General features: G+C 56.3%; 12 protein-coding genes. 7 read left to right on the top strand and 5 right to left on the bottom strand.

Going from position 1 to position 13413, the window contains the following annotated elements:
* Positions 1-56: 56 nt before the first annotated feature.
* Positions 57-1148, bottom strand: coding sequence for a tRNA (adenosine(37)-N6)-threonylcarbamoyltransferase complex transferase subunit TsaD (gene tsaD / locus H6G52_RS14795; RefSeq protein ID WP_190529320.1), 1092 nt, complete (start codon positions 1146-1148; stop codon positions 57-59).
* A gap of 224 nt (positions 1149-1372) precedes the next feature.
* Here tsaD and H6G52_RS14800 point away from each other — a divergent pair, with 224 nt between their 5' ends.
* The 4 genes from H6G52_RS14800 (at position 1373) to H6G52_RS14810 (ending at position 2856) form a co-directional block, all read left to right on the top strand.
* Positions 1373-1855 carry a Photosystem I reaction center subunit III gene (locus tag H6G52_RS14800; RefSeq protein WP_099532392.1) on the top strand — a complete coding sequence of 161 codons (483 nt, stop codon included), beginning with the start codon at positions 1373-1375 and terminating at the stop codon, positions 1853-1855.
* A gap of 104 nt (positions 1856-1959) precedes the next feature.
* Positions 1960-2088 carry a hypothetical protein gene (locus tag H6G52_RS18825; RefSeq protein ID WP_255508539.1) on the top strand — a complete coding sequence of 43 codons (129 nt, stop codon included), beginning with the start codon at positions 1960-1962 and terminating at the stop codon, positions 2086-2088.
* 23 nt (positions 2089-2111) lie between these two features.
* Positions 2112-2237: a photosystem I reaction center subunit IX gene (gene psaJ / locus H6G52_RS14805; protein ID WP_099532391.1), complete on the top strand. Its 126-nt coding sequence runs from the start codon at positions 2112-2114 to the stop codon at positions 2235-2237.
* A 136-nt stretch (positions 2238-2373) separates the two neighbouring features.
* Positions 2374-2856: a photosystem I reaction center subunit XI gene (locus H6G52_RS14810; RefSeq protein WP_099532390.1), complete on the top strand. Its 483-nt coding sequence runs from the start codon at positions 2374-2376 to the stop codon at positions 2854-2856.
* A gap of 169 nt (positions 2857-3025) precedes the next feature.
* Here the strand turns inward: H6G52_RS14810 and H6G52_RS14815 are convergent, their stop codons facing one another.
* Positions 3026-4657, bottom strand: coding sequence for an FAD-dependent oxidoreductase (locus H6G52_RS14815; protein ID WP_190529322.1), 1632 nt, complete (start codon positions 4655-4657; stop codon positions 3026-3028).
* 218 nt (positions 4658-4875) lie between these two features.
* Positions 4876-5757 (bottom strand): NAD(P)-dependent oxidoreductase, encoded by an 882-nt coding sequence (locus tag H6G52_RS14820; protein WP_190529324.1) that lies wholly within the window; start codon positions 5755-5757, stop codon positions 4876-4878.
* A gap of 500 nt (positions 5758-6257) precedes the next feature.
* Here H6G52_RS14820 and H6G52_RS14825 point away from each other — a divergent pair, with 500 nt between their 5' ends.
* The 3 genes from H6G52_RS14825 to ribD all read left to right on the top strand — a co-directional run bounded on the left by H6G52_RS14825 (position 6258) and on the right by ribD (position 11424).
* Positions 6258-9329 (top strand): type ISP restriction/modification enzyme, encoded by a 3072-nt coding sequence (locus tag H6G52_RS14825; protein WP_242026413.1) that lies wholly within the window; start codon positions 6258-6260, stop codon positions 9327-9329.
* A gap of 76 nt (positions 9330-9405) precedes the next feature.
* Positions 9406-10161 carry a Uma2 family endonuclease gene (locus H6G52_RS14830; protein WP_190529326.1) on the top strand — a complete coding sequence of 252 codons (756 nt, stop codon included), beginning with the start codon at positions 9406-9408 and terminating at the stop codon, positions 10159-10161.
* 114 nt (positions 10162-10275) lie between these two features.
* On the top strand, positions 10276-11424 hold the full coding sequence (ribD, locus tag H6G52_RS14835) for a bifunctional diaminohydroxyphosphoribosylaminopyrimidine deaminase/5-amino-6-(5-phosphoribosylamino)uracil reductase RibD (protein ID WP_190529328.1): 1149 nt from the start codon (positions 10276-10278) through the stop codon (positions 11422-11424).
* On the opposite strand, the gene H6G52_RS14840 is transcribed toward ribD, so the two are convergent.
* Positions 11421-11672, bottom strand: a complete 252-nt coding sequence (locus H6G52_RS14840) for a hypothetical protein (RefSeq protein WP_190529330.1) — start codon at positions 11670-11672, stop codon at positions 11421-11423. The two genes, ribD and H6G52_RS14840, sit on opposite strands and share 4 nt — an antisense overlap.
* Positions 11673-11902: 230 nt before the next feature.
* Positions 11903-12811 (bottom strand): PEP-CTERM sorting domain-containing protein, encoded by a 909-nt coding sequence (locus H6G52_RS14845; RefSeq protein WP_190529332.1) that lies wholly within the window; start codon positions 12809-12811, stop codon positions 11903-11905.
* Positions 12812-13413: the final 602 nt, after the last annotated feature.

The following is a 13413-nucleotide window of genomic DNA, read 5'->3' on the forward strand; positions in this document are numbered from 1 at the left end:
GGAGATCGTCCCTGTGGATCTGGCTCCGATCGTTTAACGGGAATTGCCCAACCTTCCTAGGTCTGCAGGGATTCCAGCACCCAGGGAGATTGTTTCGGGGGTTCCATCTTCGGATAGAGCGTTAGCACCTGTTCCAAACCCAGGCGCGATTGGGCGGCGGTGCTGAGGGGCGATTGTCGCTCCCGATCGAAATGTTCACCGGCCGCACAGGCAATCATGGCCGCATTGTCGGTGCAGAACTTCATGGGCGGGAACAAAACCCGTAGCCCTAAGGGTTCCGCCGCCGCCGCCAGGGTTGCTCGCAAGCCACGATTGGCCGCCACCCCACCCCCGATCGCGATCGTCGAAAAGCCCAGATCCTGTGCCGCCGCGATCGTCCGCTTGGTGAGGGCATTCACCACCGCCGTTTGGAAGCTGGCGGCCAAATCCGCCAAAGGCAGCTCAGGGGATTCCGCTTGCAGTTTTTGCACCAATCGCAACATGGCCGTTTTCAGGCCGCTGAAGCTGCAATCGTAGGGATGAAAGCCCCCGTCCGGCAACGAAACGCGCCCTTCCGGCAACTTGAAAGCCTTGGGATTGCCCTCGGCCGCCAGGCGATCGATCACGGGCCCGCCCGGATAGCCCAAGCCCATCAACCGCGCCACCTTGTCAAAGGCCTCCCCCGCCGCGTCATCCCGGGTTTGACCCACCGTTTCATAAACACCTGAGTCGCGCACCGCAATCAAGCTGGTGTGGCCCCCAGAAACCAACAAACACAGGAACGGCGGCTGCAACGTTGGCTCCATTAAATAGGAGGCGCAGATATGGCCTTCCAGGTGATGCACCGCCAAAAAGGGTTTTTGGTGCAGCATGGCCAGGGTTTTGCCCGCCGTCAGCCCCACCAACAGGGCCCCAACCAAACCGGGCGCACTGGTGGCGGCCACCGCGTCGATCGCCCCCCAATCGAGACCCGATTCCTGGAGCGCTTGGGCGATCGTCCAATTAATCGTTTCCACGTGGCCCCGGGAAGCCACCTCCGGCACAATGCCGCCGTAGGGCTGGTGGAGGGCAATTTGCGACGAGACCACATTGGCCAGCACTTGACGATTCTTTACGATCGCCACCGCCGTCTCATCACAACTTGTTTCAATTGCTAAAGCAGTCGCCATCGTTGGGAATTTGGCTGATATGGTGAGGGGCAGTATTGGCCATTTGTTGAAGTCTAACTGGTTTCGGCCGAAGACTTCAAACGCGCCCTCTGCCTAGCCTTGCGCGGTCTGGTGTTCCTCCTTAAAGGGATCCAAACCCACGGGGTGATCGGGCAAAGTTCTCGCGACAAATTGCCGTGATTTGTAACAGAAACGTATTGTTTCATAAAGAAAGGAAACAATCTATGCGTCAGTTGTTTGCAATTGCGCTAGCGGTTTGCCTCTGGTTTGGGTTTGCTGCCCCGGCTAAGGCAGATTACTACGCTAACCTGACCCCCTGCGGCCAGAACGCTGCCTTCGTCCAACGCGCCAAAGCAGCCACCACGCCCCAGGCGAAAGCTCGTTTTGAAAAGTATTCCACGCTGCTGTGCGGTGAAGAGGGTCTGCCTCACTTGATCACCGATGGCAACCTGTCTCACCTGGCAGAATTCACGATCCCGAGCTTGGCTTTCCTGTACATCGCTGGCTGGATTGGCTGGGCTGGTCGTTCGTACCTGCAAGCCGTCAAGAAGGGTGACAGCCCCGAAGAAAGCGAAATCATCATCAACGTGCCTTTGGCTGTGAAGTGCTCCTTGGGCGGTGCGGCTTGGCCCGCAGCGGCCTTGGCTGAATTCAGCAGCGGTAAGTTGTTGGCCAAAGACAGCGAAATTACGGTTTCGCCTCGCTAAACCCGGTTGGTTTACCGGGGTGCGGTAAGGGCACAGGTTTATGGTGACAAATCGGATGACGACCTCGATCGGTCAGCCTCCGTTGCTGGCAAACAACTGATTCTGTGAGCGATCGCCTGGGGCTGGGAGGCACAACCAACCGACCCGGTGATCGCTTCCCTGTTATCAGCGATCGCCCCGTTTCCGTTCCCGCCTGGGCCATGGCCGATCGACCCCCACTCCCCTGTTTTTAGAGATCTGGATTCGGAGACCATCCATGAAAGACTTGCAGCGCTATTTGTCCTCGGCTCCCGTGTTGGCAGCCGCTTGGGTTACCTTCACCGCTGGCCTGTTGATTGAATTCAACCGGTTCCATCCGGATTACTTGGTGCCGCCCTTCTAAATAAAGGGCGATCGCAGTTTGGGCGTTGGGTTGGGTCTGCCAAAGGGCAGCCAGAACACCGGCCCACGATCCAAACAACCAGTTTTGAAAACGCTTTGTCCCGCTGATTGCACGCTTAACCTCTAGAGGGAAAACTATGGCTTTGGACGTGGTTTCTCATAACGGCGATCCCCAGGTCGGCGATCTGGTGACTCCGATCTCCGGTTCTGGTTTTACGAAGGCTTTGATTCAAAATCTGCCGGCCTACCGCAAGGGGCTGTCGCCGATTCGTCGTGGTTTGGAAGTGGGCATGGCCCATGGTTATTTGCTGTTTGGGCCCTTTGCCTTCACGAGCCAATTCCGCAACACCAGCTACGGCACTTTGGTGGGCTTGATTGAAGCAATTATTTTGGTGACGATTCTGTCGCTGTGCCTGTCGGTCTATGGCAACGTGACGACCAAGGCTCCTTTGGCCTCCGTGGCCGTGTCCGAAGTGCCCGCTGAGTTGGGCACGAAGGAGGGCTGGAGCGAGTTCGCTGGCGGCTTCACGATCGGTGGCATCGGCGGCGCGGCCTTCGCTTACGCGGTCTATTCCGTGGTGCAGTCGGGCGTGTTCCAAACCTTTGCGAACGGTCTGTAATTGACCCGGCCCTTGGTTTTCAACCTGAACTTTTAAGCCCAAAAAGGCGGTGGTCTCAATGGCCATCGCCTTTTGGTTTTGGGCGGCTCATGAACTTTGGGCCGCTGGTTTGGGCGCTGATTTCTGAGCGCTGATTTCTTGATTTTCTGGATCTTGATTTCCTGGATCTTTAGGAGTCGATCGCGGCGGGTAAATCCGCCAGCCAGCCGGCCGCCCGTTGCCCATTGCCGGGGCCGCTGGCCAAACCCCAAGACCCGGTTCCCGTAATCACAAACCCATTGGGGCCACAGGGAGCCACCGTTGATTGGCCATCCGCATGGACTGGCCGCGCCCCCACCCAGGGTTGCAGAGCCGCCAACGATGCCCAATCTGGAGATTCGGACTCCAAATTGGGGGAGCCATGGAGCGCCCACAGCTCCGGAAAGAACTGCGCCGCCGCCCTCAGTTGCGATCGCAGGGCCCACCGTGCGCCGGGGTGTTGTAAATCGAGGGGCTGATCGACCCCGGGATAGAACTTGCAGCCGCCGATCCGAATTTCCCAATTTCCGGCGTTGGCTCCCAGGGCTTCCGGCTGGAATCGATCGAGCCGACGCGGATCCAAAACATCCAGGGGAATGAGCCGATCGCCCCAGGCCGCGGCCCAGGTGCGATCGATCCAATCAGTAGCATCCCCGCTCATATCCAATGCCAGGCGATCGAGCGCCCGCTGCTGATCCAACCAATCGAGAAAGGCCGTCGCCGGAATTAGGGTGGGGCTGATCACCAACGGTCCGGCGCTGCCGTCCTGTTTCCAGGCCCGGCGGGGAAAGGTCAGACCCTGGGCGATCGCCGATCGGGGAATGGCGAAGGTGATCGATGTGCCCGCGATCGGGAAGAGCGGTTGGCTGACCGCGCCGCTTTGTTCCAGCAGTGGATCAAACCCCGTGGCAAAGATGAACCGATCGGTAGCGCGACCGAGGGTGATCGCCTTGCCCCCTTGGTGGGCCCGCAATTGCTGGATTTGACCGCTGGCATCCCGATCGATTCCGGCAATTTCCGTGTTCAGTTGCCACTGAATTCGCCCCATTTGATTCAACCGATCGGTCAATTCCGCCACCAATCGGCCCGCATGGATCGCGCCCCCCGGTTGGCGGGTGATTTGGCCCGCAAAGGCCGCCGCTCCCAAAAAAGGAGCCAAACCGGGATTCAGGGCCAAGGCCTCCGCCACCGACACCAGAGCTGCCACGGAGCGATCGCCTGCGGCCCGGTGCAGCCGCGCCACCTCTTGGCTGGCCTTAGTGGCGGCTTGAGAACCCTGATAAACCCGCAGTTTCGCCCCCAATTGCAAACCGGTGCGGGCCGCCAAAGCGGGATCCTGGGCCGCCAGCTCGCGCCAGAGGTGCAAATTGCGGAACCCCAATTGCAGCATGGCCCGCTCCCGATCGGCCGCCGTGGCTTCCTGGGCCCGCGCCCGCTCCAAAAATGCCCCGATCGCGGCTCGATCGGCCCCCTGAGCCACAAACCCCGGATAGGCATAGCCCCCATGATCCACAGGTGTTTCAAAGGCCTGGGCCAATTGCGCGGCCGTGAGACCACCGGCCACCAGCCCTTCGGTGGCCGTCAAGCTGCGTCCATTGCCCGCCGTCAGGCCCGCCCCCGGTGTGGCGGCGCGATCGACCATTACCAAGGGCAGTTCCTTTTGGCCCGTTTGGCGAATGGCCCAAGCGGTCAACAAACCCGCCACGCCCGCACCGACGATGTAGACCCGACAGGCGCGGGGCCCGGTGGTGCGATCGACAGGATTCAACAGAACAGAGGACATGGCAGCAACTTGGGGTCTAGGGGATGGGAGCAGGCGGGTCGATCGGGCGGGCGATCGGGGGTAATGAATTTAGAATAACTATTCAACGATGAATCGATGAAAGCTTCAAGGGCTAAACAGCGGTCACCATGACCGTTGGCAACGGCCGCCGTAGCCCAAAGCTCATTTTAAAAACGATCGCCCCAACGATCGCCCATTCACGCCGCTGCCCAATCGGCCTAAGGTTCCGGTTCCGTCACCGGAGCAATCGCCGCAAACAGCGCCGAATAGTCCGTGTTGCCCAACCCCAGAGCGATCGCCCGTTCCACCACCGCCCGCACTGCCTGCACCGGAGCCGTCTCGATTCCTTGGGCCCCCGCCGCCTGGCTGAACAAGTCCAGATCCTTCAGCAGATGCTTCGTGGGGAAATTGGGGCGATCGAAGTCCCGATCGAGCATCCGTTGCAATTTCTTGTCAAAGGTCGGCGCGTAGAGGGCGCTGGGTCGCAAAATCTGCAAAAAAGTCTCCACGGCAATCCCTTCCCGCTGCACCAGAGCCAAACTGGCCGCAAACGCCGTGGTGAGCGACCCAATCAACTGATTCATGGCCAGTTTCAGGGCCGCCGCTGACCCCACGGGCCCCACCAACAGCGGCTCAGGGCCAAAGGTTTGTAACCAAGCCCGATCGCACTCAAACTGCTGTGGCGTGGCCCCCACCATCAACAGCAACTTGCCCGCGCTCAGTTCGGGAATGCTGCCCAGGACGGGCGCTTCGTAATAGTCACAGCCCAAAGCGGTCAACTCCGCGCCGATCGCCCGGCTTTCCTCGGGGGCGATCGTCCCCATATGCACCACGGTTTTGTCCGCCAACAGCGCCCTGATCGCCCGATCCAGCAGCACCGATCGAATCGCGGCCCCATCCGCCAGCCACAACACCACCCGATCGGCCGGGGCGATCGCCGCTGCCAAGTCCGTCGTGGTGTTCAGGCGATCGATCCCTCGCAACGGTTCCAGGGCCTCGGGCGATCGGTTCCAAGCCAGCACCTCCTGCCCCGTTGCTGCCAGCCGCCCGGCCGCGGCCCGACCCATTAACCCCATGCCCAACACGGCTACTACAGTCATTGCACTTACTTTTGTTCTGAGTGATTAGTTTGCGTGATCCTTAAGATCGCATCAAACTGCTGAGAAAATATGAATCCTTAAATGTCAATGATCAACTGAATCGATCATCCCGTCGGTTGGATGGAAGTAAGGCTAAATTGTGATGAAATGGTTGATTTTTCTCCCATATACCGAAAATTCTGACCACTCAACCGATCGACCCGGTTGGAGGGCGTACAGCGGTACGCCCCTACCCGATCGGGCCTTGTTGAATGGAGCGATCGATGCGGAAAAAATCGATCAATTCCCGTAGGGGCGCATCGCCATGCGCCCTCCGATACGCGAAATCTCGAATTGTCAATTCATGGCAATCGATCGACCCGGTTGGAGGGCGTACAGCGGTACGCCCCTACCCGATCGGTCCTTGTTGAATGGAGCGATCGATGCGGAAAAATCCGATCCGCAAAATCGCTACGGCTTCCTGAAATGTGATACAAAAAAATAGGATCTTTGCGGGTGGGATGTCCGCATTTTGGCTGGGAGATTGGGATATGTCGCGCTTGCTGATCGATCGCTACTATGCAGATTTAGCCGATTGCAAGCAATATGGCGGGCAATTCAACGAAAGCAATTTGCGAAAATCCTTTGCCAATTTGTTAGATGGCTATTGTCGGCCCCGCAACTATCGATTGGTGGAGGAAATTTCGACTCGCACGGCCCGAGGCAACATCATCAAGTTTGATGGGGTGGTGAAAAATGCCCTGCGCTTCGATTTGGGCTACTGGGAAGCCAAAGACACCAAAGATGATTTAGATCGGGAAATTGCAGCCAAATTTGAAAAGGGCTATCCCGACGACAATATTTTATTTGAAAACACCGAAACGGCGGTTCTGATTCAAAGCGGTGAGGAAGCGTTTCGGATTGAATTGGCGGATGCGGCGGCGTTGGATCGTTGCCTCAATCAGTTTTTAGATTATGAGCGGCCGGAGGTGAAGGGATTCCGGCAGGCGATCGAGAAGTTTCGGGAGGATTTGCCGCAAATTGTGGAGGTGTTGCGGGAAACGATCGCCCAGGAAGAAACCAGCAATCAGCGGTTTTTGGAGTTGCGCGATCGGTTTTGGGAAACCTGCAAAACGTCGATTAATCCGCAAATTACGCTGTTTGATGTGCAGGAAATTTTGATTCAGCATATTTTGTCTGAGGATATTTTCCTGAATGTGTTTAATGACGCGCAATTTCACCGGGATAACAATATTGCGCGGCAAGTGCAATCGGTGGTGGATACGTTTTTTACGGGTGGGTTGCGGCGAAATGTGCTGAAGTCGATCGACCACTATTACGGGGTGATTCGGCAGCAGTCGGCGGCGATCGCGGATCATCACGAGAAGCAAGAGTTTCTGAAGTCGGTTTACGAAAATTTCTACAAGGCCTATAACCCGAAGGCGGCCGATCGCCTGGGGATTGTCTACACGCCGTCGGAAATTGTGAAGTTCATGATCCAGGGGACAAATTACCTGCTGGATAAACATTTTGATCGGCTGTTATCTGATCCGGGCGTGAAGATTCTTGATCCGGCGACGGGGACGGGGACGTTTATCACGGAGTTGATTGATCTTTGGCCGGAGAAAAAGCTGAAGCAAAAATATCGAGAGGATTTGTTTTGCAATGAGGTGGCAATTTTGCCGTACTACATTGCGAATTTGAATATTGAATATTGCTATCAGCAGAAGATGGGGAGCTATGAGGAGTTCAACAATATTTGCTTTTTGGATACGTTGGATCATGCGGGGCTGAAGGAGGAGCAAAAGGATCTGTTTTCGATTTCGGTGGAAAATACGGAACGGATTCGGCGGCAAAATGCGGAAGATTTGACGGTGATTATTGGCAATCCGCCCTATAACGCTTGGCAAGAGAATTTTAATCTCCGCAATCCAAATCGTCCTTACAAGGAAATTGATAAGCGAGTTAAGGAAAGCTATATCAAAAAAGGAACAGCCCAAAATCAAATCGCTGTTTACGATATGTATGTGCGGTTTTATCGCTGGGCGGCTGATCGGTTGCGTGGTCAGGGAATCATTTCGTTTATTACGAATCGATCATTCATTAACTCTCGGGCTTTTGATGGCGTTCGGAAGTGCTTTTTTGAGGAATTTGACTATATTTACTTGCTGGATTTAGGGGGTGATGTGCGCGAAAATCCGAAGCTTTCGGGTACGACGCACAATGTGTTTGGAATTCAAGCGGGCGTGGCGATCACCTTTTGTGTGAAGCTGCCAGTTGAATCAGGAGAAAAACGCAATTGCCGAATTTTCTATATCGATCAGCCGGAAATGGCGACGGCTAAGGAAAAGCTGCGGTTTTTGGCTGAAAGCTCGCTGGAGTTGTTGGCCAAGTCCGAGATGGTGCGGATTAGGCCCGATGCAAAACAAAACTGGATTAATCAGACGGATAACGATTTTGATCAGTTGTTGCCGCTGGTTGATAAGGAAGTGAAGGCGGGCCGGGGCGATCAATCCATCTTTCGTCTGTTTTCACGCGGCGTTGCAACCCAGCGAGATGAGTGGGTTTATGACTTCTCTCGCGAAAGCCTTGAGCAGAAAGTAAAGTATATGATCGCCGCCTATCAAGAGCGCCTAAAAACTGGTAAGCGCCGCGATTCTCTCGATATGAAATGGGATCGCGAAACCGAAAAATATTTGTCTTCTGGAATCGCCAAAGAATTCACAAAAGATTGTATTCGTATTGGGGCTTGGCGTTCCTTTTCTAAAAAATATTTTTACTTTGATAAACATTTTAATGGAATGGTTTATCAAGTATTCAGCTTATATCCAAGTGTGAACTCTGAAAATAGAATTATTAGCGCAACCGATGCTGGAACCCAATCTCCTTTTATGGTCACATCAACTGATGCTGTACCTGACCTGCACTTGGTAGGAACTGCGGCTCAGTGTCTACCTCTCTATACATACGATCGCGACGGCAATCGCAGCGAAAACATCACCGATTGGGCGCTGCAACAATTCCGCGAAAACTATCAGGATTCACAGATTCAACGGCTCGATATTTTTCATTACACCTACGCCGTTTTGCACCATCCCGCCTATCGGCAAAAATACGAAATCAACCTCAAACGCGACTTTCCCCGACTGCCCCTCTACGCAGACTTTTGGCAATGGGCAAATTGGGGCCGCGACCTGATGGATTGGCATATTAATTACGAAACGATCGAACCCTACCCGCTCGATCGCACCGACCTGCCCCCCGACGAAAAAGCCAACCCACCCAAACTGAAAGCCGACAAAACCAAGGGAACCATTCAAATCGATCGGCTCACTACCCTCAGCAACATTCCCCCGATCGCTTGGGACTACAAACTTGGCAACCGCAGCGCGATCGAATGGGTCTTGGATCAACACAAAGAAAAGACCCCCAAAGACCCCACCATTCGCGAACTGTTTAATACTTATCGCTTTGCCGACTACAAAGAACGGGCGATCGATTTGATTCAGCGCGTCTGCACCGTTAGCATCAAAACTATGGAAATCGTGCAACAAATGCCCGCCGAATCGGTGCATCAGCCGCGAATTTCCTGAGGCTCCACCCAAACCGCATGGGCATAATGGGAGCCATGGCCCAAACCGCAACCGCAACACCCGCGAGGCCCACCCCATGATTGCTCATCTGGATCCGCAAACTCCTCCAGCGGTGATTTATCCCGACAGCGACGGCCAACCGATGGCAGACAACACCCAACAATTCCGCTGGATTACAGTCATTCAAGGCAATCTGGATTGGATCTTTGCCCAGAATGATCAGGTGTTTGTGGCAGGCGACTTGCTGTGGTATCCCGTGGAAGGCGACAACAAAACCCGCCAAGCACCCGATGTGATGGTGGTGTTTGGGGTGGCCAAGGGCGATCGGGGTTCCTATCGGCAATGGCGCGAAGGAAACATCGCCCCCCAGGTGGTTTTTGAGATTTTGTCGCCCGGCAATCGATTAGCAGAAATGCTGAAAAAACAGACGTTTTACGATCGCCACGGAGTCGAGGAATATTACATCTATGACCCCGATCGCCATGAACTCAGCGGATTTTTGCGCGGGGAAGCACCAACACCCTGGCTGACCCCGATCGAGTCCATGGAAAATTGGGTGAGTCCGCGCTTGGGTATCCGCTTTGAATTCACCGAAACTGGCCTGAATCTGTTTCAGCCCAACGGTCAGCCCTTTTTGACCTATGCGGAATTGGGCGAGCAACTGGTGAACGAGCGATCGCGCGCCGAAGCCGCCATCCAGCAGGCAGAACAGGAGCGCCAACGGGCCGAGGAGGAGCGCCAACGGGCAGAACAGGAGCGCCAACGGGCCGATCGCCTGGCGGAACAGTTACGCGCCCTCGGCATCGATCCCGATCGGCCAGTGGACGGGTAAGGCACTTCAGAACAGAATCGGGCCATTTTGGGGGGTGGATGGGCCTCTGCCTATACCATTTGGTTGAAAGAATCACGGATTCGATCGCGATCGCCCTTGCTCCTGTCTCGTCCTATGTCTGAGTTTGTCGCCGTCGATGCCCCCGCTGCCACCGAGTTCGATCGGGCAATGATGCGCCGTTGTTTAGCGTTGGCGCGTCAGGCCCTGGGGCGCACGGCCCCAAACCCAATGGTGGGTAGCGTGATTGTGCAGGGTACGGAAGTGGTGGGAGAAGGGTTCCATCCCGGCGCGGGCCAGCCCCATGCGGAGGTGTTTGCCTTGCGGGCCGCGGGCGATCGGGCGCGGGGAGCCACCGTGTATGTCAGCCTTGAACCCTGCAATCACTATGGCCGCACGCCGCCCTGTTCCAAGGCGCTGGTGGCAGCGGGCGTGGCCAAAGTGGTGATTGGAACGATGGATCCGAACCCCCAGGTGGCGGGCCAAGGGATTGCCACCTTGAATGCGGCGGGCATTGAAACCCTGGTGGGGGTGGAACGGGCCGCGTGCGATCGGCTGAATGAGCCGTTTTTTTATCGAATTCAGCAGGGTCGGCCCCTGGGCATTTTGAAATATGCCATGACCCTGGATGGCAAAATCGCCACCACCCACGGCCACAGCGCTTGGGTGACCGATGAGCGGGCCCGGGCGGAGGTGCATCACCTGCGGGCCGGTTGCGATGCGGTAATTGTGGGGGGCAACACGGTGCGGCGCGATAACCCCAAGCTCACCAGCCACGGCCTGGAAAGTCACGATCCGCTGCGGGTGGTGATGACCCGGCGGCTAGAGTTGCCCCAAACCACGGCGGATGGTCGAATTTTGCACCTGTGGGAGCCGTCGGAAGCGCCAACTTTGGTGTTGACTTTGCCGGGGGCAAATCCGGAAATGCAAGCTTGGTTGCGCGATCGGGGTGTTGAGGTGCAGGAAGTGCCCGACCTGTCGCCGGCCCGGGCGATCGAGGTGTTGAATCAGCGGCAATTTCTATCGGTGTTGTGGGAATGTGGCGGGGCCCTGTCGGCCCAGGCGATCGCCGATGGATCGGTGCAAAAAATCCTGGCGTTTATCGCGCCCAAAATTGTCGGCGGCGTGGCAGCTCCGTCCCCGGTGGGCGATTTGGGGCTGACGCAAATGGGCGACGCGATCGCCCTGGAGCGGGTCACCTGGCGATCAGTGGGCCAAGACTTCGCGATCGAGGGCTACTTGCGTCCCCTCAAAAAAACCGATTAGGGGTGCATCCCTTCCGCCGCCGCCCAACCCAGCAACTCCGCCTCATCCTCGATCGCCACTTCCACATAGGCCTTCAACTGTCCCAGGTTGCCACCCGCCAGGGTCAGCGCCGCCATTAACACTTGCTCCGTGTGGGCTGTGGCGGCCGGGTCTTGGGGATAGTTCACCAAAATTCCCAGCACGGTTTCTTGCTGTTCGATCGGGAACTGGGCTTTGACGTAATCTCGAATCGCTTGGGGCAACAACATCGCAATCCTCCCGATCGTTCCCGATCGCTGAATGTGAACTCAAACCAACTCCCGCGCCCTCGCTCAAGGCTGGCTAGTTTCAGGGTAGCGAATCCCGATCGGCCTGTTTCCCACTGAATAACCTCGCCTACAAACAAGCCCCCGAAATCCGCTCAGGATCTCAGGGGCTGCAACATTAGCTAGACAGAACAGGTTTCAGAACTGGGTTTCACCCATCTAGGCGATCGGGTCTAGTTGCGGCGGCGCTTCATGGTGCGCAGCGCAGCACCCAAAGCCACCAAGCCCATCACGCTCACAGGTTCCGGCACAGACTTCGGAGTGGGTTCCGGGGTCGGCTCAGGAGTAGGAGTCGGGGTCGGAGTCGGTTCCGGCGTAGGCTCGGGAGTGGGAGTGGGTTCCGGGGTCGGCTCAGGAGTCGGCTCAGGAGTGGGAGTCGGGGTCGGAGTGGGTTCCGGCGTAGGCTCAGGAGTGGGAGTCGGTTCTGGGGTCGGCTCGGGAGTCGGGGTCGGTTCCGGCGTAGGCTCAGGAGTCGGCTCGGGGGTCGGCTCAGGAGTGGGAGTCGGTTCCGGCGTAGGCTCAGGAGTCGGAGTGGGAGTCGGAGTCGGTTCCGGCGTAGGCTCAGGAGTCGGGGTCGGAGTCGGAGTGGGTTCCGGCGTAGGCTCAGGAGTGGGAGTCGGGGTTGGGGTCGGAGTGGGAGTGGGAGTCGGGGTCGGAGCGGGAGTCGGGGTGGCAATCACGAAGGACTCACTGCCGCCGTTGGCAAATCCTTGAACGTGGAAACCAATGTCAAATGCACCGGCCGTGATCGCGTCAATCAGGCTATTGAAGGTTTTGCCCGTATTGAGGCTAAACAGAAACTCAACCCACTCACCCGGGTTTACGCCGCTGGGCTGCACAGGCGACTTGGCTTTGAAGTTGAAATCTTCATCAAATTTGACCGTGTTGCCGCCGGGCAAGTTGCCGCCACTGTCCAACGAGTCAAAATTAACACCAGCACCGGAGTCGTTGATGCCGACACCCGAGGTCTTCAGGAAGCGCGAGCTATCCACATCATCAAAATAAATCTGAGTGATTGAGGATGCCGCCGGGCCCTTGTTGCTGAACTTGAACAGCACTTTATTGCTGCCGCTATCAGTCACATCAAGGCGCAGTTGGCTCTCACCTGAGAGGGCATTGGCTGGGCTATTACCAGTGATATTTGTAAAGTTAAAAGTAACAGCGTGAGCGCTGGCGGCAGACAGTGCTGAAGCGACGACTGCAACCGCAGCGGAGCCAACTGCACGACCCCAAAAGCTAACTAGATTGGTAGTTTGTCGTTCCATTGTCATTGACCGGCAAGGATAGAGTAGGAGGAGTGAAGGGCTTGGTAGGTGCGGTGGAATTGACTGGCGCAATTCAAACCCAGTGCTTTATCTAAGTGAAGATGCAATGACTAACTTGAATTGCTAGTTCGACATCAGGAGCTTTTGTCGAAAACACATCTCTTCTGGGTATATAGCTAACGATATTCGATCTGTTTGGGCCATTCAAGACACTTGAACTGCTCTTCATAGAAACTTCAATTAACTTCCTTTTTGGGTATCTTTTTTAGCCTAATTTCTCAATTTCTATACGGATATCGCTAATTTTGTATCTGAACTCTAATCAGTGATTTGGTGATTGGAGCTGAAGCCAAAAAACTACGATCCAGCGCTGGATATGATCTTGGGGCATCGTGGAGCGCTCCTGAGGCGATCGCGCT

It is taken from the genome of Limnothrix sp. FACHB-881 (assembly GCF_014698135.1).
GTDB lineage: Bacteria > Cyanobacteriota > Cyanobacteriia > CACIAM-69d > CACIAM-69d > CACIAM-69d.

Excerpts from the sequence above, each read along its gene's own strand:
- tsaD (WP_190529320.1), bottom strand. The coding sequence starts at position 1,148 with ATGGCGACTGCTTTAGCAATTGAAACAAGTTGTGATGAGACGGCGGTG.
- H6G52_RS14800 (WP_099532392.1), top strand. The coding sequence starts at position 1,373 with ATGCGTCAGTTGTTTGCAATTGCGCTAGCGGTTTGCCTCTGGTTTGGG.
- psaJ (WP_099532391.1), top strand. The coding sequence starts at position 2,112 with ATGAAAGACTTGCAGCGCTATTTGTCCTCGGCTCCCGTGTTGGCAGCC.
- H6G52_RS14810 (WP_099532390.1), top strand. The coding sequence starts at position 2,374 with ATGGCTTTGGACGTGGTTTCTCATAACGGCGATCCCCAGGTCGGCGAT.
- H6G52_RS14815 (WP_190529322.1), bottom strand. The coding sequence starts at position 4,657 with ATGTCCTCTGTTCTGTTGAATCCTGTCGATCGCACCACCGGGCCCCGC.
- H6G52_RS14820 (WP_190529324.1), bottom strand. The coding sequence starts at position 5,757 with ATGACTGTAGTAGCCGTGTTGGGCATGGGGTTAATGGGTCGGGCCGCG.
- H6G52_RS14825 (WP_242026413.1), top strand. The coding sequence starts at position 6,258 with ATGTCCGCATTTTGGCTGGGAGATTGGGATATGTCGCGCTTGCTGATC.
- H6G52_RS14830 (WP_190529326.1), top strand. The coding sequence starts at position 9,406 with ATGATTGCTCATCTGGATCCGCAAACTCCTCCAGCGGTGATTTATCCC.
- ribD (WP_190529328.1), top strand. The coding sequence starts at position 10,276 with ATGTCTGAGTTTGTCGCCGTCGATGCCCCCGCTGCCACCGAGTTCGAT.
- H6G52_RS14840 (WP_190529330.1), bottom strand. The coding sequence starts at position 11,672 with ATGTTGTTGCCCCAAGCGATTCGAGATTACGTCAAAGCCCAGTTCCCG.